This window comes from Loktanella sp. M215, from assembly GCF_021735925.1.
In the GTDB taxonomy this organism is placed as follows: Bacteria; Pseudomonadota; Alphaproteobacteria; order Rhodobacterales; family Rhodobacteraceae; genus Loktanella.
In genome coordinates this window covers 139,078-162,652 of the sequence record NZ_WMEA01000004.1, presented here as the reverse complement: position 1 = coordinate 162,652, position 23,575 = coordinate 139,078, and the positions used below count along the sequence as shown (strand labels likewise).

General features: G+C 60.4%; 24 protein-coding genes. 3 read left to right on the top strand and 21 right to left on the bottom strand.

Annotated elements, in window-relative coordinates; translation table 11 throughout:
* Positions 1-18 precede the first annotated feature (18 nt).
* The 5 genes from GLR48_RS20880 to GLR48_RS20860 all read right to left on the bottom strand — a co-directional run bounded on the left by GLR48_RS20880 (position 19) and on the right by GLR48_RS20860 (position 5,597).
* Positions 19-1,668 (bottom strand): FGGY-family carbohydrate kinase, encoded by a 1,650-nt coding sequence (locus tag GLR48_RS20880; protein ID WP_237065060.1) that lies wholly within the window; start codon positions 1,666-1,668, stop codon positions 19-21.
* A gap of 16 nt (positions 1,669-1,684) precedes the next feature.
* Complete coding sequence (locus GLR48_RS20875) at positions 1,685-2,413, bottom strand: SDR family oxidoreductase (protein ID WP_237065058.1); 729 nt, start codon at positions 2,411-2,413, stop codon at positions 1,685-1,687.
* Between the two features lie 19 nt (positions 2,414-2,432).
* Entirely contained in the window at positions 2,433-3,689 is a 1,257-nt protein-coding gene (locus GLR48_RS20870; RefSeq protein WP_237065056.1) for a sugar ABC transporter permease, read from the bottom strand.
* Positions 3,689-4,492, bottom strand: coding sequence for an ATP-binding cassette domain-containing protein (locus GLR48_RS20865; RefSeq protein ID WP_237065054.1), 804 nt, complete (start codon positions 4,490-4,492; stop codon positions 3,689-3,691). Before GLR48_RS20865 ends, GLR48_RS20870 begins: the two co-directional genes overlap by 1 nt.
* A gap of 64 nt (positions 4,493-4,556) precedes the next feature.
* Positions 4,557-5,597: an ABC transporter substrate-binding protein gene (locus tag GLR48_RS20860; RefSeq protein WP_237065052.1), complete on the bottom strand. Its 1,041-nt coding sequence runs from the start codon at positions 5,595-5,597 to the stop codon at positions 4,557-4,559.
* Positions 5,598-5,722: 125 nt separating this feature from the next.
* Here GLR48_RS20860 and GLR48_RS20855 point away from each other — a divergent pair, with 125 nt between their 5' ends.
* A complete protein-coding gene (locus GLR48_RS20855; RefSeq protein ID WP_442915859.1) occupies positions 5,723-6,817 on the top strand; it encodes a LacI family DNA-binding transcriptional regulator in 1,095 nt (364 codons plus the stop codon).
* 237 nt (positions 6,818-7,054) lie between these two features.
* Here the strand turns inward: GLR48_RS20855 and bluB are convergent, their stop codons facing one another.
* From bluB to GLR48_RS20775, 16 genes are all read right to left on the bottom strand, one after another.
* Complete coding sequence (gene bluB, locus GLR48_RS20850) at positions 7,055-7,678, bottom strand: 5,6-dimethylbenzimidazole synthase (protein ID WP_237065051.1); 624 nt, start codon at positions 7,676-7,678, stop codon at positions 7,055-7,057.
* Positions 7,679-7,940: 262 nt separating this feature from the next.
* Complete coding sequence (locus GLR48_RS20845; protein WP_442915858.1) at positions 7,941-8,804, bottom strand: ATPase, T2SS/T4P/T4SS family; 864 nt, start codon at positions 8,802-8,804, stop codon at positions 7,941-7,943.
* Between the two features lie 122 nt (positions 8,805-8,926).
* Positions 8,927-10,120: a TrbI/VirB10 family protein gene (locus GLR48_RS25995; RefSeq protein ID WP_237065049.1), complete on the bottom strand. Its 1,194-nt coding sequence runs from the start codon at positions 10,118-10,120 to the stop codon at positions 8,927-8,929.
* 109 nt (positions 10,121-10,229) lie between these two features.
* Positions 10,230-10,928: a TrbG/VirB9 family P-type conjugative transfer protein gene (locus tag GLR48_RS20835; protein ID WP_237065047.1), complete on the bottom strand. Its 699-nt coding sequence runs from the start codon at positions 10,926-10,928 to the stop codon at positions 10,230-10,232.
* Positions 10,925-11,602: a virB8 family protein gene (locus GLR48_RS20830; RefSeq protein WP_237065045.1), complete on the bottom strand. Its 678-nt coding sequence runs from the start codon at positions 11,600-11,602 to the stop codon at positions 10,925-10,927. The genes GLR48_RS20835 and GLR48_RS20830 overlap by 4 nt, the downstream gene beginning before the upstream one ends.
* A gap of 111 nt (positions 11,603-11,713) precedes the next feature.
* Positions 11,714-12,790 carry a type IV secretion system protein gene (locus GLR48_RS20825; RefSeq protein ID WP_237065043.1) on the bottom strand — a complete coding sequence of 359 codons (1,077 nt, stop codon included), beginning with the start codon at positions 12,788-12,790 and terminating at the stop codon, positions 11,714-11,716.
* A 4-nt stretch (positions 12,791-12,794) separates the two neighbouring features.
* The gene (locus tag GLR48_RS20820; RefSeq protein ID WP_237065041.1) at positions 12,795-13,352 is read right to left on the bottom strand and encodes a hypothetical protein; all 558 of its coding nucleotides are present in this window, start codon (positions 13,350-13,352) and stop codon (positions 12,795-12,797) included.
* Positions 13,353-13,369: 17 nt separating this feature from the next.
* Positions 13,370-14,155, bottom strand: a complete 786-nt coding sequence (locus tag GLR48_RS20815) for a type IV secretion system protein (RefSeq protein WP_237065039.1) — start codon at positions 14,153-14,155, stop codon at positions 13,370-13,372.
* Positions 14,152-15,267 (bottom strand): lytic transglycosylase domain-containing protein, encoded by a 1,116-nt coding sequence (locus GLR48_RS20810; protein ID WP_237065030.1) that lies wholly within the window; start codon positions 15,265-15,267, stop codon positions 14,152-14,154. Before GLR48_RS20810 ends, GLR48_RS20815 begins: the two co-directional genes overlap by 4 nt.
* A gap of 144 nt (positions 15,268-15,411) precedes the next feature.
* Complete coding sequence (locus tag GLR48_RS20805) at positions 15,412-17,745, bottom strand: hypothetical protein (protein ID WP_237065028.1); 2,334 nt, start codon at positions 17,743-17,745, stop codon at positions 15,412-15,414.
* Positions 17,738-18,031 carry a VirB3 family type IV secretion system protein gene (locus GLR48_RS20800; RefSeq protein WP_272911655.1) on the bottom strand — a complete coding sequence of 98 codons (294 nt, stop codon included), beginning with the start codon at positions 18,029-18,031 and terminating at the stop codon, positions 17,738-17,740. Before GLR48_RS20800 ends, GLR48_RS20805 begins: the two co-directional genes overlap by 8 nt.
* Positions 18,031-18,330 carry a TrbC/VirB2 family protein gene (locus GLR48_RS20795; protein ID WP_237065808.1) on the bottom strand — a complete coding sequence of 100 codons (300 nt, stop codon included), beginning with the start codon at positions 18,328-18,330 and terminating at the stop codon, positions 18,031-18,033. Before GLR48_RS20795 ends, GLR48_RS20800 begins: the two co-directional genes overlap by 1 nt.
* Positions 18,331-18,341: 11 nt before the next feature.
* The gene (locus tag GLR48_RS25990) at positions 18,342-19,370 is read right to left on the bottom strand and encodes a lytic transglycosylase domain-containing protein (protein ID WP_237065019.1); all 1,029 of its coding nucleotides are present in this window, start codon (positions 19,368-19,370) and stop codon (positions 18,342-18,344) included.
* Between the two features lie 173 nt (positions 19,371-19,543).
* Positions 19,544-19,885 carry an alpha/beta hydrolase gene (locus tag GLR48_RS20785; protein WP_237065018.1) on the bottom strand — a complete coding sequence of 114 codons (342 nt, stop codon included), beginning with the start codon at positions 19,883-19,885 and terminating at the stop codon, positions 19,544-19,546.
* A 170-nt stretch (positions 19,886-20,055) separates the two neighbouring features.
* Positions 20,056-20,493, bottom strand: a complete 438-nt coding sequence (locus tag GLR48_RS20780; RefSeq protein ID WP_237065016.1) for an alpha/beta hydrolase — start codon at positions 20,491-20,493, stop codon at positions 20,056-20,058.
* Between the two features lie 458 nt (positions 20,494-20,951).
* Positions 20,952-22,085, bottom strand: a complete 1,134-nt coding sequence (locus GLR48_RS20775; RefSeq protein WP_237065014.1) for a hypothetical protein — start codon at positions 22,083-22,085, stop codon at positions 20,952-20,954.
* A 284-nt stretch (positions 22,086-22,369) separates the two neighbouring features.
* On the opposite strand from GLR48_RS20775, the gene GLR48_RS20770 reads away from it, so the two are divergent.
* Together GLR48_RS20770 and GLR48_RS20765 are read left to right on the top strand one after the other, a co-directional pair.
* Positions 22,370-22,570, top strand: coding sequence for a hypothetical protein (locus tag GLR48_RS20770; RefSeq protein ID WP_237065012.1), 201 nt, complete (start codon positions 22,370-22,372; stop codon positions 22,568-22,570).
* 176 nt (positions 22,571-22,746) lie between these two features.
* Complete coding sequence (locus GLR48_RS20765) at positions 22,747-23,481, top strand: hypothetical protein (RefSeq protein ID WP_237065010.1); 735 nt, start codon at positions 22,747-22,749, stop codon at positions 23,479-23,481.
* The last annotated feature ends 94 nt before the right edge of the window (positions 23,482-23,575 follow it).

Below are 23,575 nucleotides of genomic sequence, written 5' to 3'. Positions count from 1 at the left end.
CAGCCCCCTCAGACGCTGCTATTTCCTTCCGACGTCTCCGGGATTTCCCGCAATATGACGCGCCACCGATTGAAGCTGCTCGAAGATGCCGAACCGCGTCTGGTGCAAATCTTGAACTGCTCCACCCTGTGGCTGAAACTTTTCGGCGAACGTCGACATCCCTGACATGGCAACAGGAATGTCCGGATGAAGTCCTGCAGCGACACCTCCGAGGATTGCAGCACCAAGAAGCACCGGCTCTTCCGTTTCCGGAGACGTCAGTTCGACACCGGTCGCATCGGCCAGGATCTGGCGCACGAGAGCGCTGCGACCGGCCCCGCCACTGATGATGATCCGCTCCACCGGTGCGCCGGCGTCGCTCTGTGCGTCGATGATCTGGCGCAGGCCATAGCCAATCCCGCACAGGCCGGCGATATAAAGCGCGACGAGGCTGTCGAGGTCGCGCGCCATGCCGACGCCCGCGATGACGGCGCGGGTATCTGGTTCGGCAAAGGGTGCGCGGTTGCCGAGGAATTCCGGCACGACATGGAGGTTGCCCGCAAGGCGCGCGGCATCATGTGACCCGGCCAGCAGGTGCTCTGCCCGCCGGGCCAGCCAGGCGGGGAGCGACAGACCGGCCTCGCGGGCCAGACCCGCTGCCTCGGAGGCCATGGGATGATGCAGCAGCAACTGCTCGATCGCGGCACCGGCCGCCGATTGACCGCCCTCATTCAGCCAGAGACCGGGCACCATCGCCGAATAATAGGGTCCCCAGACTCCCGGCACGAAGACGGGCTCGGCCGTGCTGGTCATCGTGCAGGACGACGTGCCGAAGACGTAGGCCATGTTGGCGGTCGCCCCGCCGCCGCCCATCGCACCAACGGACCCGATGCCGCCTGCATGGGCATCAATCAGGCCCGCGCCGACGGGCGTCCCGGCCGCCAGCCGGAAATCATCGGCCGCTGCTGCAGTGAGGCCGGTTGCAAGTATGGTGCCGGCAGGAACGATGTCCGTTCCGATGCGGCGAAAGCCGTCGTCCGCCAGATCGCCCAGACCGATTGTCTGAAAAAAGTCCGCATCCCAACGGTCTTCGTGCGCCAGATAGGTCCACTTGCAGGTGACTGTGCAGACTGAGCGGGCCAGATCGCCCGTGGCCCGCCATGTCAGGTAGTCCGTCAGGTCCATGAACTGCCATGCCGCGTCATAGACCTCAGGCCGGTTCTCCTTCAGCCACAGGAGCTTCGGCGTCTCCATCTCGGGAGATATGCGTCCGCCCACATAGTTGAGGACGCGGTGGCCAGTCGCGTTGATCCGCTCTGCCTGGCCCAGGGCGCGGTGGTCCATCCAGACCATGATGTTGCGTTCGGGATGAGCGGGGTCCCCAACGGGCAGGGGCTCGCCCTTCGCGCCGAGGACGACCAGCGAACAGGTCGCGTCAAAGCCGATGCCGCGGATGTCCCCTCCCGCTACGCCAGCCTTGGCGACGGCCCCGCGCACCGCCTGTGCTACGGCCTGCCAGATGTCTTCGCTTGATTGCTCTACCGTATTACCATCGCGGTGCATGGCGATGGCGCAACTGTCGGTGCCGAGCAGCCCACCGTCGGTCGTGAACACGCCCGCGCGTGCGCTGCCGGTGCCGACGTCGATGCCCAGCAGATAGCCGTCAGTCATGTTAATGGTCTGGCTCATCCCTGTCCCCGTATAGTCACAGATCGACGCTGTTGGGCAGGATAACCATGTCACGGATCACCACGCCGCGGGGGCGGGTCAGCATGAACAGGACAGCCTCGGCCACCTCTCGCGGTTGCATAAGCGAGCCATTGGCCAGCGCCTCTTCCATCTTTTCCGTCGGCCAGTCGTCCAGCAAAGCCGTGACGACTGGCCCCGGGAGGACGGCACCCATGCGGATGCCGTATTGGGACACTTGGCGGCGTGTCGCGTGCAGGAAGGCCTGCACGGCGAATTTCGAGGCAGTGTAGATGGGTTCCCACACGACGGGGACCACACCTGCGACGGAACTGGTAAATATCACGTCGCCGCTCTTGCGATCGATCATGCCGGGCAAGACCGCCTGCACGCTTCGGAAGGCTGCGTTGATGTTCAGGTTCAGCATCCGGTCCCAGACATCGGGGTCGCCCTCTGCCGCCGGGCCGCCGACATAGGCCCCGGCATTCGCATGGAAGATGTCGAGCGGGCCGACCAGCGCCTCAATCTGGGGGACCATGCCGCTGACCTGCGGCCCGTCCAGCAGGTCGATCACCAGCGGCTTGGCGGCGTCGCCCAGCTCTTCACACAAGGCGTGCAGACGGTCGGCTGCGCGGTCGATCAGGACGACCTGCGCGCCTTCCTCGATCAGGATGCGGGCGCATTCCAGACCGATGCCCGATGCAGCCCCGGTGATGGCGGCGGTCTTGTTGTCCATGTGGTTGGTCATGTTGTGTCTTTCTGTGGATTTACGCGCGGCCGTGGCTGGCGCGGGACCGGCGGGCGAGGCTGTCGACGATGACGGCGATGGCAAGCACAGCGCCCGTGATCATGTAACGCAGCGAAGACGACAGGTTCAGCAAGGTCAGCCCGTTCGAGATCGCCATGATGACGAGGACGCCCAGCAGCGCCGACCACGCGGATCCACGACCGCCGAAGAGGGAGGTGCCGCCGATGACCGCCGCCGCGATGGCGTTCAGGTTCACGTCGCCGGACCCCGCCTGCTGGCTGGCCGAGGCGAGGCGGGCGGCGGCAAAGACACCGCCAAGTGCCGCGAAGGTCGAGCAGACGACGAAGGCCGACATGCGGATGCGGCGCACGTTGATGCCGGACCGGCGTGCGGCCTCTGCGTTGCCACCGACGGCGAACATCGACCGGCCCCACTGGGTCCGCACCAGCGCATAGTCCAGCAGGACGACGAACAGCACGAAGACGCCGAACATCCATGGCACGCCGCGGCTGAGTTCAAGGTAATAGACCGCGAAGACCAGTCCGAGCGTCAGCACGACCGCCTTGGCGATCGCGACGCTCATGCCTGCCGAGGACAGGTTCGCTGCCGTGCGCTGTGCGTTGGTGCGTATTGCGCCCACGACGATCAGCACGCCCGGCAGCACGGCGACCAGATAGGACAGCCACGCCGGCATGATCAGGATCTGCCCGAACCGGACCAGCGGCGAGGTGAAGGGCAGGTTGATCGATCCCGTCGGACCGAGGATGTAAAGTTGCAGGCCCAGCAGCGCGAGCAGGCCGGAGAGCGTTGCTACGAAGCTCGGCATTTCGAATCGGTTGCGCAGGATGCCGTAGACCACGCCGACCAGCGCGCCCATGGCGAGCGACCCCGCGATGGCGACCGCCAGCGGCAGGCCCGTGTTGATCCACAGCACGCCGATGATGGCGGAGGACAGACCGCTCATCGATCCGATGGATAGATCGATTTCACCCAGCAGCAGGACGCAGACGACGCCAAGGGCGATGAAACCGACGGCGGCTGCGTCGAAGAGCACGTTCACCAAGTTGGCGGGCGCGAGGAACACCGGGTTCAGCAGGCTGAATGCGATGGAAATCAGCACGAGGCCGATGACGACCGGCAGCATACCCAGATCCCCGGAACTGACCCGGTCGATGAAGCCGCGGACGGCACCTGACAGGCCGGTATCGTGGCGGACGCGGCTGTCGCCTTGGTCAAGCCGGGCGCCGGTTGCCTTGGTTTGAATATCCTGTGCCATCAGCCCTGATCCACTTCTTCGAGTTTGCGTGCAGCGCGCCGCGAGACGGAGTTTTCATTCGCCCCGGTGATCGCTGCGACCAGTTCCTGATGCGAGGTCTCTGCGGTATAGACGCCATTGTTGCGGCCCAGACGCAGCACAACGATGCGGTCGGCAACCGCGCGGACGTCTTCCATGTTGTGCGAGATCAAGATCACCCCGTGACCGCGGGCGCGCACCCGTTCGATCAGGTTCAGCACCTCAGCGGTCTGAGCAACGCCCAATGCCGCAGTGGGTTCGTCTAGCATGATGATCTGCGGTTCCAGCAGCAGCGACCGCGCGATGGCGACGGTCTGGCGCTGGCCACCGGACAGGGACGCGATGGGTTCGCGCACCGACGGAATGCGGGCTGCGAGTTCCTGCAACAGGGTCCAGGCGCGGACTTCCATCTGCACCTCGTCCATCCGCCAAGGCGAGATTTCGTGCCCCAGAAAAAGGTTGGCGACGACGTCGAGGTTCTCGCAGAGGGCCAGGTCCTGAAACACCGTGGCGATCCCCAGTTCCAATGCTTTGCCGGGGGTGTCGAGGCTGACGGGCTTGCCCTGCACTTCGATCGTGCCGGACGTCGGCTGATGCACCCCGGCCAAGACCTTGACCAGCGTAGATTTCCCGGCCCCGTTGTCACCGACGAGGGCCACGACTTGGCCCGCGTGCACATCGAGGTCGATATCCTCCAGCGCCGTCACGGCGCCGAATTTCTTGCCCACGCCCCGCAGGCGCAGGATCAGCTCGCCGGGCGCGTGCGCGGTAGTTGTCTGTTCCATGACTTTCCCCCTCCCAAGGATACCAGATGCGGCGCACGTATCGCGCCGCATCCTGTAATGTCTCTTACTGCGTGATGCCCATCGTCCTGCAAGCCTCGGCATATTCACCGGTGCAGACTTCTTCCGGCGTCTGGATCCCCTTGTCGAAGATCTCTGCCTTGATGTTTTCCTGCGTCACGACGGCAGGCACGAACAGTTGCGACGGTGTGTCGTAAAGGGTCGATGTGGCTTCGGGCGTCTCGCCATCCAGCAGGGTCTTGGCGACCTTCGCCGCAGCCTCTGCCACGATTTCCGACGGTTTGGAGATCGTGTTGTACTGGTCGCCCGCGATGATCAACTGCAGCGCCGCGATGGTTGCGTCGTTGCCGGTTACGGGCGGCAGCGGGTCGACGCCTGCGGCCTTGAGCGCCGCAATCGCACCGCCCCCGGTGCCATCGTTGGCCGCGACGATACCCTTGATGTCACCGCCGAAACGCGTGATCTGGCCTGCAGCCCATTCCTGCGCCTTGGGCGGTGCCCAGTCGGGCGTATCGAATTCGGACAGGGTCTTGTAAACTGAACCTTCGAGCGACCGGTGGACACCGTCGCGGATCAGGCCCGCTGCGGCATCCGTGGGTGATCCGTTGATCTCCAGCACGCCCGCACCGTCGGGTACGCCGTCGGCCTTCAGCTTGTCGACCAGCGACTGCGCGATCGCGTAACCGATGCCTTCGTTGTCGAACGAGACGTAGAAGTCGGCAGGCGAGTCCGGGATCGGGCGGTCGTAGGCGATCACCTTCACGTCTTGGCTGTGGGCGATTTCCACCAGTGCGGCGGCGGCAGCCGAATCCACCGGGTCGAGCACGACAACCTTGGCCCCTTGGGCAATGACCGAATTGAACTGCTGCTGCTGCAACGCCACGTCGCCGTTGCCGTTCTGATAGATCAGCTGGCAGTCGGGGCATTCCGTCTTCATCGCAGCCTGAAAGCCTGGCCAGTCATGCTCTTCGTAACGCGTCGATGCCTGATCGGGCATCAGGAATGCCACGGTCTGCGCCGCGGCTGCGTTGGCGCAGAGCGCGACAGCCAGCGCCGATGCGGCCGTCAATGTCATTGAAGTCTTCATGTGATATCTCCTCCGATCCCATTTTACACATCGCTGCGGCACAGGATCGCGGCGCGGACGTCAGGTCACGCGACCTGGCCCCCTCAACGATATCCTTGGCATCCTCCCAGCGGATCAGCTCCGCGATGTCGTCGATTGATTCGTTGCACAATCGATTGTGCAAACTTGCTGCATCGATTGAACTCGGTCAAGATATCTTTCGTGACACCACTGGAGGCGGGATGAGCAGCGAAGCAAAGCGGACGACAATCTACGATATCGCGGCGCTGGCCGGCGCCTCGCCCAGTGCCGTCAGCGCGGTCCTCAACGGATCTTGGCAGAAGCGCAGGCTCAGCAAGGCCTTGGCCGATCGGGTGCTGCGCATCGCGGAGCAAGAGGGGTATGCAGTCAACGCGCAAGCCAGCCTGCTCCGCCGCGACCGGTCGCATATCATCGGCATGATCGTGCCGAAATACGACAACCGTTATTTCGGACACATCGCGGAAGAGTTCGAGGCTATGGCGCGGGACCGGAACCTCTTCCCCGTCGTCACCTGCACCCAGCGCGACCCCGACCTGGAATTCGAGGCCGCCAAGAAACTTGTATCCTATCAGGCGGAATGCCTGATTTCCACCGGGGCAACCGACCCTGATCGGATTTCGGCCTTCTGCAAGGCCTCCGGCGTCCAGTCTATCAACCTCGATCTGCCCGGAGCGCTGGCGCCTTCGGTCATTTCTGACAACCACGCCGCTGCGCGGGATCTGACAGATCTGATACTGAACCGCTGCGCCAGTGATCTGGGCTGGACGGGGCCGCTGCGCTTTGTCGGTGGCAGGCGGGATGATCACAACACGTCGGCGCGGATCGCGGGATTTGAGGCGGCACATGCCGACCGCGGCATTACGATTCCAGAAGATCATATCATGGCACAGGGCTACTCCGCGCAGACAGCGCGGTCGCTACTTGATGATTTTACGCCGGACGAACCGACGGGCCTCTTCGTCAACTCGACGATTTCGCTGGAAGGCGTGGTGCAGTGGCATGCCGGTCTGGGTTCTGCGCAGCGCTGGGTCAGATACGGCTGTTTTGACTACGACCCGTTCGGGTCCTTCCTGCCGGGCAATGTCGGCATGGTAGAACAGGATGTCATCCAAATGCTGAAAGAAGCATTCGAACTGATTGGGGTGAAGACTGATGCGAATGAAAAAATACTGGTTCCCTGTCGCCTTTTACCATTTTGACGTGTTCGGTTCAGTAAGACGGACCGCATGCAAATCAGCGTAGAATGTCGGGTAAGGTAGCGGGTCTCCGGGAAGCTGCTTTTGATCTCGAACGCGGAGAAAGACCGCATTCCAATCGAGATGGCAAATGCCTTGGTCGCATAAACAGAACTTTTGCAACCCCAGTGAACGGTAGTAAAGTCTCAAATTCCCAGCCCTTTTGGCGCCACATATTTGATGTCCGCTCCGCGTTTGCGGTCAAACGATCCGCCATTCGCTGCTTATATTTCGCTGCCAGCCCCGTTCGTGAAGAAGGGGTGTCTCAGTTTTTGTTTCGGCATGTCCCAGGCAGAGATATGCAGTAAACGACCAGCTTGGCGGGACCTCAAGCGTAGCTGCGACGGCGACTGGGTCGAGTATAGAGACCCAACCGATCCCGATTTGTTCAGCCCGCGCAGCCAGCCACAGGGTGTGGATCGCCATAACGGTCGAATAGACGAGCGTTTCAGGCATGGTCTGCCGGCCAAGACCACGACCCTCGGAAACCTCCTGTTCGGTGAATACGGCAAGATGGACAGGTGCCTCGCGCAATCCGGCGAGCTTCAGGGCAAGATACGTGCTCTGCGCTTCACCGTCATAGTGACGCGCGGCTTCGGCATTACAGGCCTCGAAGTTTTCGACGATTTGCGCACGGATGCGTGCGCTTTCGACCTTTAAGATCCGCCAAGGACGCGCGTTGCCGACCGAAGGTGCAAGATCCATTCGCAGTCGGAGTCGATCCAGAACGGCATCATCGACCGGGTCAGGTTTGAAGTGCCGGACATCGCGCCGCCATCTGAGGATGTCATCAAGCGCGTTACGGTGATTATCTGTAAATTCCATCAGGTAGGATTACAACAGATCCTGCCTTGTGTATCCATTGATGCGGGTCCCGATACTGTGTGCCGCCGCGCCGGATCGGACACCTTTTCACCGGGCAGCTAAGTTCTAAAAAGTCCGCACGGCGGACCTCCATGCGCCACGCTGCGAAGGTCCGGTCTCGGTCAGAAGCGCTTGGAGGTTGGGTTATGACTGCCTGACATCTCGAGCCGATTGGACTCAGAAAACCTGCTCCTTTGAGACAACGATGCACGACGTTCGACAGCTATAAAGCATCAAGTGGCGGCACATATATCTCCACGATGCCCCGCGCATTCCCCACCCGACCGGCCTGAATCACCAGGTCGATTGTCGCCTGCAGATACCGCATGACTTCCGCGTATTGCAGTTGCGTTCCCGTCCCCATCACCATCAGCGCCAACCGATCCATTGCCTTGCGGGCCGTCTGGGCGTGCAGGGTGGTGAACGATCCGCCGTGGCCGGTGTTGATCGCTTCCAGAAACGTCGCCGCCTCTGACCCGCGCAGCTCGCCCACGATGATCCGGTCAGGACGCAGGCGCAGGGTCGCTCGCAGCAGTTTCTCCGCCGTGCGCGGGCTGGCCGGGGATCTGTCTGTAATCAGACTGACCACGTTGGGCTGACGCGGGCGCAGTTCGGAGGAATCCTCGATCGTCACCAGACGTTCGTGGTCGGGGATCAGGTAGAGCATACGCCGCCCCAATTCTGTTTTCCCGGTGGACGTTCCGCCCGCGATCACGATGTTTAGTTCCAGCCGCAGCACTTCTTTCAGGAAATCATTGACGCTCCCGACCCGGGCAATGCCCTCGATGTGGCGCAGCTTTCGGGTCCGTTCTTCATCTTGAGAAGCCGTCACATCATCCCGCAGAAAAGAGAAGGTGCGCGGCTCGCCAGTATCGCCCGGTCTGAATATCCGAAACGACAGGACCGTGCCGCTGGCTGACGCGGGCGGGATCACCGCCTGGACGCGTAGCATCTTCCCCGCGTGTTCAACGGACGTGGACAGCAGCGGCGCTTTTTCCGTCAGCGCCACAGCGCTTTCGTTCGCGCTTTGCTGTGCAATGTCCTTGGCCGCTTGCGGCGTAATGTCGTGGTCAGCGGCCCGCACCATCTGGGACAAACCCTGCCGTTCGACGTAGCATTGACCGTCACCATTTATGACGACTTCGATCACCGTAGGGTCCTGAAAGAGAGGATCGAACGGCTTGAGGTATTCCGCGAGATAGGAGGACACTAGAACAGCTCCATGTCGTTCGTGACCATGACCATAATCACCGAGCCATGCTCGACCGTGATGATCGGCGTCAGTGACAGGTATTCGTCGATCACCGCACTGGCGTTGTCGCTGGCGTCCGTGCTGACGGCCTCTGCCAAGATCGCACTTTCCTCGTCCCTGACGCTTGCCGCAGCAGCGGCCGGGGCCGCACTGAATATCGAAATCAGCGCCGCAGACCCGAACCGTTGCAGGAAGCGGCTGTTGAACTTGCCCGTCAGACCAGACCGTCCCAGCCGATCCGACCCGTAGGCTTCAAGGTCCACGACCTGCCCGTTGGGCGTGACAACCCGGTCCCATGCGACCAGCACCCGCTTTTGACCAACGGCCACTTCGTTCGCGTAACGCCCGAACATCTGCGACCCGCGCGGGATCAGAACCCGGCTCATGTCGAATGACCAAATGTCGTAAGAGACCGTGCTGGTGATCGTGCCAGAGAGTTGCGAGTTGATGCCCGTCGTCAGCGTGGCCTCAATCACGGTGCCTTGCATGACGGTATTGGACGGCGCACCGATCACGCGCGATTGCGTTGGCGCGATCTTGTCGGACCCGGCGCGGATGAACGCCTCATCGCCGGTATAGTCGCGGCCTTCACTTTCCGTCCCGCCGCCTGACATGCCGTCGATCGGGCTGTTGATCTGGGCTTGGCGCACGGCTTCAGCTTCCGCACGTCGCCGTTCGAGTTCCTGTTGCCGCGCCGCCCGTTCTTCCGCCATCATTTGTTCGGCCAGAGAGTCGTCGCTGGCCTGATTGACTTGCAGCAGCAGACTGGAATTTTCCGCTTGAGTGCGCGCCAGGTCGCGGTTGAGCTGGTCACGCTCGTTGGCAAGATCCTGCACCTCCGCCGACCGTGCCGCCATATCAGCGGCCAGACTGTCGAGTTGTGTCTGTAGCGTTTCAAGTTGCGTCGTATCCACCACAGGGGCGGCGGGTTCTTGATTGCGGGCCGCGTCCAGTTGCCGGGTCACTTCGTCCAAACGCCTTTGCAGTTCAATTTCCGCCTCAGAGGGGCCGGTCTCTGTCACTGGAAAGGCGGGGGCAGGGGCGATAACCGGTGTGAAGCCGTCCGTTGCCTCACGCTGAAACTCCGAGGCGTCCGACGTATCCCGCTGCGGGATCGTCACCGATCCGTCGCGCCCTGAAAGGTAGGCCACGCCAGCTCCGCCAGCGGCAAGCCCTGTGATCAGAGCCACCCCGATCAAAGCACCGGTGTTCGATTTTTTCTTAGCCCCCTTCAAGCGAGCGGCCCGGTTTGCCATTTCATCAGCCATTGGCCACGTTCCCACTCTGAATGCAGATATATGCGTCGCCGTAGCGAATGACCCAGCGGTTAGACCGCGATCCGACCGTCACCCGCGTGCCATCCGTGCGACCGTTGACGATGTATTCCCGGCCTTGAGCATCGGACCGGTAGATGCTGGGGATTGGGGCGTCGGGGCTGAAGGTGAAGAACGTCCGCCTGCCGTCGTCAGAGACATTCACCGGCTGAATCTGGGCGTCCTTCGTGGCGGCGGAAATCACATAGGTTTGCGGTTTTCCCGCAGGGACCGAGGATTGCGCCACAGCATGGCTTCCGGCTGGCGATTGGAAGCTGACCGAATAGTGCGGACGCACCGAGGCGCTTTCGTGCAGTTCGACCAGATAGAACCGTTGGTTCGTGACGATCACGCCATTGGTCACGGCCCCCGCGATCACCGGCTTGACCAGAATGGCGTTGCCGCCGTCCGTGTCGGCAAACTGAAAACTTTCCGTGTCACCGGCTTTGAAATCCACAAAGCGTTCGCCTTGGGCCAGCGTGATCAACGTGACCCGGCGCAGTTGGGTGTTGATCTTGTAAACCTGACCTTCCTGATAGATCGCGACAGCACTCCGCGCATCGACCCGCATGGACCGGGGCGTGGTCTCCGCGAGGGCAGGGGTGGCAAGTGCCGCTAGCAAGGCGGCGCACAGCAGCTTGTTCATTCGCGCGTTCCTTCCGATGCAACACGGTAGCCAGTGACCTGAAACCCGAACGGGTTCTGCCAAAGGATCAGGTTGTTATCGACCGTGCTGGGATTGAAGTTGGTGGTGACAGTTGCGACGAAATCGCCGCGCTGGACCGGGGCGCTGGGACGCCGCAGCGTCTTGGTGAACCGGACTTGTGCCGTGTCACTGTCGATCATCAGGACGTTGTTGATCGACACATCGACGGTGCCGTCCACGCCGTAGCTTTCGGGCGGATAGTTGGAATTGCCCGGCGTCCAGAGCCGTTCGAGGGACTGGCGGACCGGGATCGCAGACCGCTTGAACACGGACAGGATGCGATATTCGTTGTCGTCTGCGTCGTAGGTTTCGCGGTCCATGACGTAGGCGTAGATCAGGCTTTCCACGACCGCCTGTTGCTGGTCCACGCTGGCACGGTCCACGCTGACGCCACGCTCCACGACCCCCGTGTCCTTGTCCACGATTGCGAGGTAGGCTTGGGTCTCGTTATGGGCCAGCCCGTATGCCCCCATGCCGACCCCGGCGAGCCCCAGAACCATGCCTGTGACGGCCACGGCCCAGGCCCGCTTTTCCCGCTGACGCATCCCGAGGATCGTTTCAGCGATGAAGTAGGAACCGCCCGCTTCACTGGCCGCAGCGACTGCTTTTTCCACATCGGCGCGATCATGCGGCGCGACCTTTGAAAGTGGGCTTTTGAGAATCTTTCTCTGTTCAGCAGTGAGCGAGGCCATGCCGTTCTCCAATCTATGAGGTCGCGTTTGCGGTTAAGTTTTGGCTTTGGCCCGGAGGCGTTCGTTGGACGCGCGGGCAAATTGCACGTCGCGCCGTCGCTGAATGAGACGTCCAGCCGCGTTGTCTGAAAGTTTCGCGCCGACGTTCGCCAGCTTCATGTCGGTTGCCGATCCGAAGCGGCGGGTCTGGGCGGCACGCTGGGCAGTTTCACCGCCAGTGGTGGCACCGCTTAGAACCTGCGCACCCGACCGCTTTATAAACCCACCGGCAGCGATTCCCGGACGGCTGACGATGCTCAAAGCCTGCGGGGCGATGCCGCCGAGGTTCAGTTGTCCGGTGATGTTCGAGGCGACTTGTGGGATCGTCAGCAGGCCGTAGATGCCGACGATGATAACAACCACCACGCCGGTAATGCCGATCAAGGTTTCTTCGCTTCTGGTGGTGAAAGCCCGTTCCGCCACCGTCGCCACGAACCCCATCACACCGGCAGCGGCGACCGGATACATGAAGTAGCCGATCAGCGCCGACACCCACGCCTCAAAAAGAAACTGCGTCCGGTTCAGGCATGTTGCTGCAATGGCAAAGGGTGCCAGCCCGACCAGAATACCGATCATGATTTTGGCGAACCCTGCCACCAGAATGTAGGCCGCTTGCAGCAGGGCCAGCAGCAGATACATGATCGCCCCAAGGAAGCCCCGCGCAATGGCACTTTCCGCTTTGATAACTGACCCGGCAGTTTCTTGCGCCTGCGCTGCAAAGCCTTCTGCTAGATCAATCGACGAGGACGCAGACCCATCCGTAGCAGCGGAGAACAGGGCAGTTACGAGGCCGTCGCCCGTATTGGTCAGGGCATCGTAGATCACTTCAAAATTGGCCCACGAAAGCCCAAACGTGAAGATCAGCACGATCCTAAGAACCAGTTGCGTCATATCACCGGTGCGGGCGGTCACGACACCCAGCGCCACGGCGACACCAAATACCATGAACGCCATGACGGCCAAGACCGTCACGATTCCGCCATAGCCGTTCGCCACGGCGACGAAGGTATCTTCTGCCGCACCACTGACGGCGGAGTCGATAAAACCCATAATTTCCGCGACGATTGCCATCTAATTATTCCAGTTCGAGCAGCATGGTAATGTCGCACATGCGGTCATAATCGTGTTTGATCTGGTCCCGCATCCGACCCGGCACCTTCGTAAAAAGACGGAAGTTTTCGACGCCTTCGGTCAAGGTATCGAAGGCCGAGACGGCTTCGGACCAGTCCGCTTTGAGCGTGTCGCAAGTGCAGTCTTTGGCCTTGATCGCGTTGCCGTAGGCCATCCATTCATAGATGAACGCTTTGGCAATTTTGGTATTTGCCAGCCGCCAATCGCTGACCCCTCCAAGTTCATGTGCTGGAATGTAATCAGGATCTTGGCCCGAACAGTTCGACACCTGACGCGGGCGGTTTGCTTGGTCGGCGGCGACTTTTTCCGTAGGGATCGGCCAGCTAAAAAAGCCCATGTCCATCGCCCGCGACTGGATCAGGTTGGCAAATTCAGTCTGCGTGCTTTCTTCAGCAGGCACCAAGTAGCGCACGCCGTCGCGGGCTTCCGTCTGGAACCGCTGGGCCGCAGCAGGGGAGGCCATTGCGGCGACAGCCGCACAGGTCAGCAGGAGGGTTTTCATGGTGGAGTTCCTTTCTATTAATCCGACGTATCCGAGGGGGTCAGGTCGAGGTATTTCTGTTCGTCCGCCAGCGTGGCCGCCGTCATGACACCGGCTTGGCCGAGGCCGATGGTCTGGGCGGCTTCGAGTTGCCAGATGTTCGCCAGCGCCATGCCCATTTCGGCAGTCATGCGGGTGTTCAGGTCGATTGCCGCTTTCATGCCCTGCGTGTCGGGAATGTTGCTGGTCAGTTCTTCGATCCGTTCAAGGCTTTTTCCAGCCGCCTCTTGCGAGGCTTCCGCAGCCACTCCCATCATCGCGCCAGTGTTGCCCTGCACCCCGATCCGCGCCGCCCCAGGATCTTCGCTGTTCGCGAGGTCCGTCATTTGCGAAGTCGAGGTGCCGGCGCTCGAAAATATCTGGCCCACAATGTCCGTGGTCGAACGTCCACCGATTTTCCCGCCCGCGCCGATCGCACTCCAGTTGCCAGCCATGGCGTCCTGCAAGGACGCTTGAAGGTCAGGGATTTCCGGCAGCAAGTCTTTGAACCAGTCACCGGACAGCAGCAACTTGCCTTCGGCAAAGCCGTCCGTCAGCGCCTTGTATTGATCTTCCATCAGCCGGATTTGCGCGATCAGCTTCAAGGTCTGGTCGTCCAGTTTGAGGTTCTGGGAGACTGCCTCATTCAGTTGCAACCGGGCTTCCGCCAACATCTGTTGCAGTTGGGCGATGGAGGACACGTCAATCGTCGGAACACCTTGCGCCGTGGCAGAGCCACCAGTCAGCGCGAGGGCCAAGGCCACGGTCGAGAGCAGCTTGTTCATTCTGTGATCCCTTCAAAAAATTCACGGTCGCGGGCGTAGGCCGCAAAGAGCGTTCCATATTGCGCCCATTCTGCCTTGCGCTTCACCGCCATGAGCCGGGTCAGAACACCGGCCATGCGCGTGACTTCCGCCTTGGCATAGCTGTTGAGGTCCATCGCTTCCTTGGCCGAGGCCGAGAGCGAGATACGCCGCAAAATCTCTTGCAGCCGCGAAAGCGACTGGATCAGAATTTCCTGGCTGTAACCGGCGTAGGACATGGCCGCGTCCGATATGTTCGACATTTCAGAAATCGAGATATCCGCCAGCGCCAGTGTCCCGGTCTGGTCTGCGCCGCTGATCTGGGCGGCATAGACGTTGTAAAAACCGCTGATCTTTTTGACGTAATCCTGCGTTTCCTTGTAGGGCGGGATGCCGTCGTATTTCATCACGGCACCGGGGCCAGCGTTGTAGGCGGCCAGTGCCAGCGGCATCGACCGAAACGTGCGGATTTGCTGCATCAGGTAGCGCGCCCCGCCGTCCAGTTGCAGATGCGGATCGGTGTAGTAGGCCGGATAAATGCCGAGGTCTTTGGCCGTGCCGGGAATGATCTGCGTCAGCCCGAAGGCCGCCGCAGGAGACCGCGCCCCGATCTGAAACCGGCTTTCCTGCTTGACCAGCGCCTGAAACCAGCACCGAAACTCAACCGCGTTGATCCCGATCGCCGCCAACGCCGGGTCATTGCCGAACTTCACCGCTGTCTGGGCAATCATCGACTCAATGGTTTCGCGGGCGTCACCGAACAACCGCCCCGCGTAGGGGTTGTTGTCCTCAATTGCATAGACAGCACTTGCGACCATACCGTCCAAGCCTTCGAGGTCCGCCGTCATGGCCGACGATCCGCGCAGCATATTGATGGTGTCCTGCAGGGCGGCGATCTGATCCGCTCGAGATCCGAGGTTTTGGGTCAGCGTGGCGCTGATCTGGGCTTGCTCAACCATCTGGGCTTGTTCGCCCGCGTTGATCGACTGCATCTGGGCGAGCGCAGCCACATCAATTTCCGGCACGCCTTGCGCCACCGCCCCGGAGGCGGTCAGCGCAAGCGCCATGGCGGGACGGCGCACCCGTTTACCCACCGATGGGGGTCCAATCGCAAGCTGCGGTCGGAGCGGCAGACGCGGCAAATGCCAGCGCGTTTGAGGACCAGCAGTTTGTTTGGCGACCCTGATTTTCTGCACAGGCCGACAAGCCATTCAGAAGGGTAAGAAGCAAAAAGTGCCTTAAACATGCGCGCGCCTTTCAAGGGATGTTTCAAGATCATCGGAAGGTCTCTGGTCACGCCAGAAGTCAGGCCGGTCGCGGTAGTCGTCGCCAAACCGGGCAGACCCAGACCTTCCGCCACCAAGTACAGTCAGCAGCGGGCCGAGCCGCCCCAGGTCCACATCGAGGATCGTCGATCCGGCATCCGTGCGATGCAGCGCCTTGCGACCCTGCAAAGACTTGGAGAGGATGAAGGACAGCTCGCCGTCCGACATGGACATGCCGTCATAGTGGCCGGGTTCGGCGCGATGGTTCGGAAAGATCAGTTGGTTCGGCAGACCTTCGAGGATCGACTTTGCTGCCGATTGCTGAATCTGTGACGGGAACTGCGTCAGCATCACCACGACCACGTTCATCTTCCGCGCGGTCACGAGCCATTTTTTCATTTCCTCTGCAAAGTAGGGATCATCGAGAACCTGCCACGCTTCATCGACCAGCAGCACCATCGGCCGCTTTTCTTCCATGACCGTCTCAAAGGCGCGGAACAGGTAGGCCAGAATGGCCGTGCGTTCCGTCCCTGCCGCCAGCACGTCCGTCAGATCAAGGGCTGTCACGTCGTTGGCCCCGAAGTTGACCAGCACATCGTCACTCTCTCCAAAGACCCACGCATAGCGCCCGTCAGGCCCCCACTCGCGGACCCGTAGGGCAAGGTCGTTGCCGTCGTCAGCGTCACCGATCAGCGATACGAATTGCGAGAAATTCTTGAGGTTGCCCGGCGCGGAGGCGTTCTGGCGAATGGCGCTTTTGAGGGCTTGGCTCTGGGTCGGCGTCAGGGGCTTGCCGGTATGTTCCAGCAGGGCCGAGAACCAGCCGAGAAGCCGGGCTTCACCACGCGGGCCGGTTTCGGTCAGCAGGGGATTGAGACCCGTCGGCTCGCCCACCTTCACCGCGGCATAGGTGCCGCCCATTGCGCGGATTGGCATTTCCATCGCCCGGTCCTTGTCCAGTGCGATCAGCCGCCCGCCGTGCCGCAGAGCTTGCGCCGCGAGGAACAGGGTGGTGGTCGTCTTGCCGCCGTTCGACGGTCCCAGAACAAGGGTGTGGCCGTTCGTGGGTTCCGCATCCGGCAGACCGCGCGGGTGCAGGTTGAAGCGGTAGGGTGTGCCGCGTTCGGTTTCCAAAACCGTGATCGGTTCGTTCCATGGCACTTCGCCAACGCCTGCGCCAATGTCAGCGCCGTGCAGGCTCGCCAGATCGGCAAACGTCTCCGAAGTCACATAAGACGACCGGGCCGTCATGTGGCCGTTGCCGGGGTGACACGACAGAAGTTCCGTGGCCGTCGCCGCACGGTCGCGCAGCATCCGGAACCCGGCCCGCTGGCAAATGCTCATGACGTCCGACACGCGGGCGTCGAGTTCTTTGCGGTCCGGTGCGCGGACGAGGATCGTCAGGCGATATTCGCCGACGCCGAGTTCGCCCGACTCGATCCGGTCTACGGCCTCAACAAGCTGATTTTCCACACGTTGCGCCAGGTCATTACTGGCCTGCATCTGAAGGATGCGGGTGCGGGCTTGTTCTACAATGTTGTCGCGGTGGATCGGCGCATAGTTCTGCACCACAACAACGTCGTCCAGCGCACCCAGGGCATCAAGGGCGCCGGGCGTCGTGGCGGTCGGGTTTTCCTTGACGCTGATCACTGCCGCGACCGCTTCGCCGTCGTTCACATCGATAATGCCGTCCAGACCAAATTCCAGCGACACGTCGCTCACGTCTTGCGCCACAAGCGTCATAAGACCACGGCGCATGGACGCGTAGGGCTGGAAGTTCAGCACCGCCATGGCCGACCCGAACGCACCGTCAGAGATAGACAGCGGTGACAAGGTGACATTCAGGGCGTCGGCAAACACAGACGTCAGTTCAGATAGTGATCCGGCCAGTTCCGCCAGATTTTTCCGTCCGACCCGCTTGAGGGCTTTGCCGAGCAGCGGCACCCGCAGCGCATTATTGTTCGCCCGCACAATCGTCAGGACAATCACGGCCTCTTTCGGCTGGCTGGCGTTCAACCCGTCGAACCACGCATCATCGACCGCATGGGCGAAGGGATGCACCGGCTTGGTGTAGCCGCTGATTTGCACGTCGCGCCGGAAGCGGTGGATGAAGAAGCTGAAACTTTCGTCCAGACCATTGAGGATCTGGGACACGCGGGCGCGCAGGTCCAGCACGTCAGCGGAATCCGACGTGTCCGCATCAATGCCATAGACTTCAAATGCAGCGCAGACCGACCCGTCGCGCAGGATCATCGTCGTGTCGTCAAATTCGACCCCGTAGGGCATCTTGCGATAAAGTTCATACATCGGATGCACGGCCCTTTGTGGAGCGTTGGAAACGGACCGGGGTGCGGCCAAAGCTTTGCGGCACATGACGCAACCGCATGGCAATCAGACGGTGGCCGTTGGGGTTGATCGCGGTGATCGACCGTGCGCCGAAATACCAGATCGCGAAGGTTGGCAGCCACAGCAGCGCCTTCGTGATCATGAACGGCAGCACGGTCAGGCCGACCACCGCCATAAAGTAGGGCAGGGGAAGGCCAGCCATTTTGGCCTGCCGGGTCAGCCCTTTTATGACGACGGTTTCTTCCATTACGACAGGATCGACCGGAGGCTATCGACAAACGCGGGACCGCCGAACACCAGCACGGCCCCGAGGATCACGGCACCGGGCCACGCCCAGCTGATCCGGTTCATCGCGGCCATGAAGCCCGCCGCAGCAAGTGCTATCACGAACGCAATGGTCGCAAGCGGGCCACGCATGAAGGCAACGACCTGGTTGCCCGCGTCCTCGGCCTTCGTGAAGTCGATATCTTGCGCCGCAAGATCTGTGCCATAGGCGCAAAGGATCAGGGCGCCGGCGCAAAGCGCGCCCGCCCGGTAAACATTCATGTTCACGGTGGTTACTCCTGTGAGGAAATGCGCCGCCACTGGCGCTCGTAATTGGACATGACTTTAGAGACATGCCGTTCGGTCTCCCGGTAAGGGGGGACGCCTTTGTAGGTTCGCACCGCGCCGGGGCCTGCGTTGTAGGCCGCCAAGGCCAGCGAGAGCGTTCCAAATTCTGCGATTTGGGCGATCAGATACCGCGCACCACCGTCAAGGTTTTGCGCCCTGTCGTTGGGATCGACGCCGAGCATCCGCGCCGTTCCGGGCATGAGCTGCGCCAGACCGATTGCACCGACAGGGCTGCGGGCGTGTTCGTCAAAGCCGCTTTCGGTCTGGATCATCACGTCAAAGAAAATGATGAACTCGCGCGGGTCGATCCCGGCCGCTTTCACGATGGGATGCGAGGCGTAGCGCGATGCTACAGACCGGACCAGCGCACGGTTCGTGCCAACCGACACAGGCACAGCGGCCAACGCCGCAGGCAGGACTTGCCCCTCTGGCGATGCACCAATGACCGACACCGGGGCATTTGACGTTGAGATTGAAGGCTGCGGTTCTCGATCACCGCCAATGGTTTTCCAGCCGCCGCCGATGCCGCCCCAAGCGTTATCCGCGAGCGCAGGGTTGCTGAACGACAGGAGGAAACATGCAATCAGGCAATGATGCGGGAGGTTAGCTTTCGCTGCTGTTCCCAGCTTGATCGGGAAGGGTATGGTTCGACTGCCCCCCCCTCGAAAAAGGGGGAGAGTGAAGTCTGCGAAACCCATTCGGTGCATAAACGATGCGCAGCCGTTGATCGTCCGGAAGACTTTGATTTTGATTTCTTGAACTTCGCCCGCTCGGCGCGGAAATACGACCAGTGTTTTTGAGACGCTTCCATCATCGCTGACGACGCGGACTGTCCACTCGCCATACCAGACGGCTGCTTTGTAGTAGGCATCTCCCACGCAAAGGACCTGAGCTTGATACCCCATCCGAAGCAGCTGTCGAAACTCTGGTTCCATGACCACATTTGGCGCTTCTTTTTGTAAATCTACATCCACGCCTGTGGTCCTTCTGTATGAAGGGTCAGGCACCCTACCTGGGCACCTTCAACCTACATTCTTATAAATATGCGCACAACATATAAATTTCACTGAAATCTATGAGTACGCTCATTGAGTTTGGTTCGTCTTCAAAACTATCCATAAGCGGCAAAACGCGCGAATCAAAGCTTTCACGGGTTAATGTGACCCATGAGATTGAGAATTCGGTCGATCACCGCCTCACGGATCTCTGGTTGCTCAGATAAAAGATCGTGGCGACCTTTCGGGATCAGGACGTAGTTGCCGTTCGGCCAGTCCGCCATGCGGGTGCGGATCGCTTCCTTATCCACGTCCCCATCGGCCTCTCCGCAGAAAGCGAGACAAGGGATCGGTGGTGAAGGCATCGAAGCGAGCGAACGACACTCTTTCAAAGACTCGTTGAGCCAGCCGAAGCTCACGCCACCGATCATCAGTTCCGGATGAGCCTTCGCCTGCGACTGCCAGTAAGCGTATTCGTCCGCGTTCCCCGTCATCGTGTTTTCTTCGAAGGGGGCTTTTGTGACATAGGGTTGCCCGCTCTGTCCCGGTGCAAAGCGATTTCCGAACCCGCTCAGTCGCGCGCATTTGGACAACACGCCCGCGATTGAACGAACGGGCGGCGGTAGGGTGATCCCCCACATTGGCCCCACGAAGGCGCAAGCCTTCAGTTCGACTCCCGGACCAGACCGCGTAGGGCGATTGCCGCGCCCATCGAATTGCCGATTAGCGTCCAGGGCCGCGGCAGGTCAAGATCGCGGGCTGCCTGGATCATGGCGTCGAGATCGTGCTGATAGTCGGTGAACCGCTCGACGTGGCAGATTTTTGGATCTTCGGTCAGCCTGTCCGACAACCCGTGACCGCGCCAATCAATGACGAACGTGCCGAATCCTGCCTCTCCCAACCGCTTAGCCAAACGGCCATACCGCTCAATGTAGCCGGAACGCCCCGGTGCGATGAAGACAGTCCCTTCGCCACGCCGAGCCGCGCTTGAAACTGGCCAGTGAGCAAGCCGTAACCTCACTCCATCTTCAGCACGCGCCCAAAAGGCCTGACCGCCCTCCGGACCTTCAGCGATTGCAGTGTAAAATGGTGCTTGTTCCATGATATTTTGTCCCAGAGCGAGTGCGGCGTCTTGTCAGACACCAGATCGAAAGCACCACAGAGCAGACAAGCGCAAGCGAAAAGCCCTGGACCTGCCCGATAGATAGAAGGGTGCAAACAAGAAAAACCTGAACAATGGCGAACGTCTTCCAAGGGACGTATCCGAACAGGGGACGCGCTGGTACGTAACCGCCTTGGGCACGTTGGCGAAGCGCCATTTGACCCCTGCTGACCCGCGAAGCGCAAACGAACAGCGCAAAATTGGCGACCGCAACCAACAGAAACGTCGTAAAATGTGAGACAGACGTATTAGGCAAGGTCCCGTTGACGTCGGCCGATAACCGCAGGACGCCGGTCAGATCGTGGAAAATCCAAAGCGCGATATTTGTCGCATCCGATGATAGATAAGCTGCCTGAAGTTTGATCGCAATCGCGGCCCAGCCAATCAAAAGCGCTGAATCAAAGGCTGAAATCGCGATCCTTGACCCCTCCCCGGATCGCAACTTCTTGCTCGATTTCACCATCATTGTTGTGGGCCAGCCATTCATAATCCCCGGCCATGATAAAAAGGAACATGAGCGCAGTCAGAAATATGAACACGTAGAGAGCGGAGTAGAGGTAACCAAACATGGAAACGACAGCCGACGCACCCTGACCAACAAATTCCGGCCGAACGAGGGTCAGAAGGTTTCTGTCAATCTGGTATATACCGGCCTCACCTTCTGCGTAGAGCCGAAGACATATCCCAACCCACTGGGCAAGAAAAACGCCACCAAGACACAGCACGAGGATCATCCAGAAAGGGAAGGCGGTCCTGTCTATTCGAGCGTCCCATAATGACGCATCTTCTTCTGTGCGCGTATAGCAAGACGATCCACCCAAAAGACGACAGCGCCCATACGACCGCCAGTGCGTCAGACTGAAGCTCACCCGCATGATGAACAGCGGCAGGATCAGTGCGGGCAAAACGGTCCAAGTTGGTGCCCAAAGAAATCCGACCTCTTTGGAAAGATCGGGTGTCACGCTGTAGCTGACCGACAGCAGACCCAAGATTCCGTTCACGAGACCGTTCACAGCGTAGGCCGCCCAGATCAAGATTGACAGCTTGAGCGTGTCATCGCGACTGAACCAAGCCTCCCATGAACTTGCCAGACTAGGGGTTCGTATTGGCACATCGCCTGCTGGAATCGCGGCTGGATCATAAGCTGAATCATCGGGCGAGCTATCATCTGCACCATTGCGCGGTTCGGATCTTTTGCGCCCACGCGCCCGCATCAAAGCGACCTGCCACGCGCTTGCTTTGCTGGCATCGCCGCACCCAAATACCATTGCCAATCGGCGCAAGTTGGGAACGCTTATGCCACCACGACCCTGCGGAGCGAGCCACCTCTGCACGGTTCGTAGGTCGATCATACTTCGACCCGATTCAACCTGGTTGATAGCCGCCGTGAGCGTTTCTGCCGTCCAGGGTTCAGCTGGTTCGCCATTCGCCGACACATCCCGGCCAACACCAGCGGCGATCGCTGCCTGAATGAGCGATCTAAAATCGTTATCGCCGGTGGGAGGCTCGATGTAATGTTTTCCGTTAACCATCAACACTTTCCGGTCTGATGTGTCATTTTATGTCGATGTGGGGGTGTTCTATAACACGACATCGTTCGCGGCTTCATCCCCCCGAAGGTCAAGATTTCTTTCAGAAGAGCAGTTTATTATTTCTACTTATTTCAGCGCCTTAACGTAATTGGTGTCGTTTCCTGTCGCTGAACGTTTCACTTCATGTCGTTCGTGTCGTCGTGTCACTAGCTATTGGCGAGCCCGCATGTCTTTTTCACCCCCACCGGTAGAAATTACGCTGCGTATCATGAGAAGGCACCATAATGGCAAAACACGACCGCAACCGCGAGTTGTCTGGTGGAACGTCTGAAAAAGTCATTGTCAGACTAAGACATGCCCACGCGATCAAGCGCATTTTAGATCGAAAGACCCTCAAAATTGTCGGCTGGCTCTACGAATGGAATACGGGTCAGACCGCGCCAATGTGGAAGGACCAGCCGTGCAAAGACGTAATTTACGACTGAATTTCGATCACTAAAGCCGCACCTACGTCCAGGCGATGTGCAAATATGTAGATGTTCGGGCGGAACGGTCGGGCATCCTTCCACCAATCGCAACCGTCATACCGCTTTACGAACCTCCCCTGATCGTTTTATAGAAACGTCACAAACTTATAAATATGCGTGTCGGGAGGTCCTTGATGCTGACCCTTCTAAGATCAACAACGCTCACTGCCGCTGTGGCAGCGACCGCGATCTTCAACGCGCCGCGCGAAGCGAACGCGGCGTTCAACGTGGATTGCGCCATGCTGTTATGTCTGGCGGGCGGCTGGCCCAAATCTGCCGAATGCACATTAGCCTACGCCACGTTCATCCGGCGCGTGACCCCTTGGCCGATAGAGCCGCCGCTGCAAATCTGGCGCTGTCCGATGGGGGCCTCTTACGAAGGTGAACCCAGCAGCCCCCTGCAGCGGCTCTATGAAGCAACCTTTCCTGACGCCCAGCGTCCGCTGCAGTCTATTCCCACCGGCAGTCAGGAGGCCGCGCTTGCGCCCATTCCAGCGGTGTTCCGCGATCCCGACTATCGACCAGACGCCGCGGCGATCCTTCAACTGGTCGCGGGGCAGGGGGCCGACGTGGATATTTCCGACCCGATCTATGACTTCGTGCGCTCGATCCGTGTGTTCGACGTGCACGCTCGCCAGGGTGAAGTAGGCAAAGACCGGGACTGCACACGATCATCGTCGGTTCGCATTGGAAGCTATGGCAACGAAGGCGATTATGAATGGCGCAACGCCAGTATCGACGACCTGCCCGGGGCTCACGTTGGAACCGAGGGCTACGGCGGCTCATGTCCATCGGTCAACAACCGTTCGATATTTGTGGAGTGGAGAGACTACAGCAGGACTTACGGCCACGAGCAGGTGAACTACTAATGCTTGTGTGCGGTATCCAGCCTTACACAAGAATTGGCGGTAGCACCCACACTGGGTATGCTTGTCACTAATCCGTTAACGGAATCACGACCAA

What these genes read in the sequence shown, in the direction of transcription:
- GLR48_RS20880 (WP_237065060.1), bottom strand. Translation starts at nt 1,668, where the DNA reads ATGAGCCAGACCATTAACATGACTGACGGCTATCTGCTGGGCATCGAC.
- GLR48_RS20875 (WP_237065058.1), bottom strand. Translation starts at nt 2,413, where the DNA reads ATGACCAACCACATGGACAACAAGACCGCCGCCATCACCGGGGCTGCA.
- GLR48_RS20870 (WP_237065056.1), bottom strand. Translation starts at nt 3,689, where the DNA reads ATGGCACAGGATATTCAAACCAAGGCAACCGGCGCCCGGCTTGACCAA.
- GLR48_RS20865 (WP_237065054.1), bottom strand. Translation starts at nt 4,492, where the DNA reads ATGGAACAGACAACTACCGCGCACGCGCCCGGCGAGCTGATCCTGCGC.
- GLR48_RS20860 (WP_237065052.1), bottom strand. Translation starts at nt 5,597, where the DNA reads ATGAAGACTTCAATGACATTGACGGCCGCATCGGCGCTGGCTGTCGCG.
- GLR48_RS20855 (WP_442915859.1), top strand. Translation starts at nt 5,723, where the DNA reads ATGTCGTCGATTGATTCGTTGCACAATCGATTGTGCAAACTTGCTGCA.
- bluB (WP_237065051.1), bottom strand. Translation starts at nt 7,678, where the DNA reads ATGGAATTTACAGATAATCACCGTAACGCGCTTGATGACATCCTCAGA.
- GLR48_RS20845 (WP_442915858.1), bottom strand. Translation starts at nt 8,804, where the DNA reads ATGGTGCGGGCCGCTGACCACGACATTACGCCGCAAGCGGCCAAGGAC.
- GLR48_RS20835 (WP_237065047.1), bottom strand. Translation starts at nt 10,928, where the DNA reads ATGAACAAGCTGCTGTGCGCCGCCTTGCTAGCGGCACTTGCCACCCCT.
- GLR48_RS20825 (WP_237065043.1), bottom strand. Translation starts at nt 12,790, where the DNA reads ATGGCAATCGTCGCGGAAATTATGGGTTTTATCGACTCCGCCGTCAGT.
- GLR48_RS20820 (WP_237065041.1), bottom strand. Translation starts at nt 13,352, where the DNA reads ATGAAAACCCTCCTGCTGACCTGTGCGGCTGTCGCCGCAATGGCCTCC.
- GLR48_RS20815 (WP_237065039.1), bottom strand. Translation starts at nt 14,155, where the DNA reads ATGAACAAGCTGCTCTCGACCGTGGCCTTGGCCCTCGCGCTGACTGGT.
- GLR48_RS20805 (WP_237065028.1), bottom strand. Translation starts at nt 17,745, where the DNA reads ATGTATGAACTTTATCGCAAGATGCCCTACGGGGTCGAATTTGACGAC.
- GLR48_RS20800 (WP_272911655.1), bottom strand. Translation starts at nt 18,031, where the DNA reads ATGGAAGAAACCGTCGTCATAAAAGGGCTGACCCGGCAGGCCAAAATG.
- GLR48_RS20795 (WP_237065808.1), bottom strand. Translation starts at nt 18,330, where the DNA reads ATGAATGTTTACCGGGCGGGCGCGCTTTGCGCCGGCGCCCTGATCCTT.
- GLR48_RS20785 (WP_237065018.1), bottom strand. Translation starts at nt 19,885, where the DNA reads ATGACGGGGAACGCGGACGAATACGCTTACTGGCAGTCGCAGGCGAAG.
- GLR48_RS20780 (WP_237065016.1), bottom strand. Translation starts at nt 20,493, where the DNA reads ATGGAACAAGCACCATTTTACACTGCAATCGCTGAAGGTCCGGAGGGC.
- GLR48_RS20775 (WP_237065014.1), bottom strand. Translation starts at nt 22,085, where the DNA reads ATGGTTAACGGAAAACATTACATCGAGCCTCCCACCGGCGATAACGAT.
- GLR48_RS20770 (WP_237065012.1), top strand. Translation starts at nt 22,370, where the DNA reads ATGGCAAAACACGACCGCAACCGCGAGTTGTCTGGTGGAACGTCTGAA.
- GLR48_RS20765 (WP_237065010.1), top strand. Translation starts at nt 22,747, where the DNA reads ATGCTGACCCTTCTAAGATCAACAACGCTCACTGCCGCTGTGGCAGCG.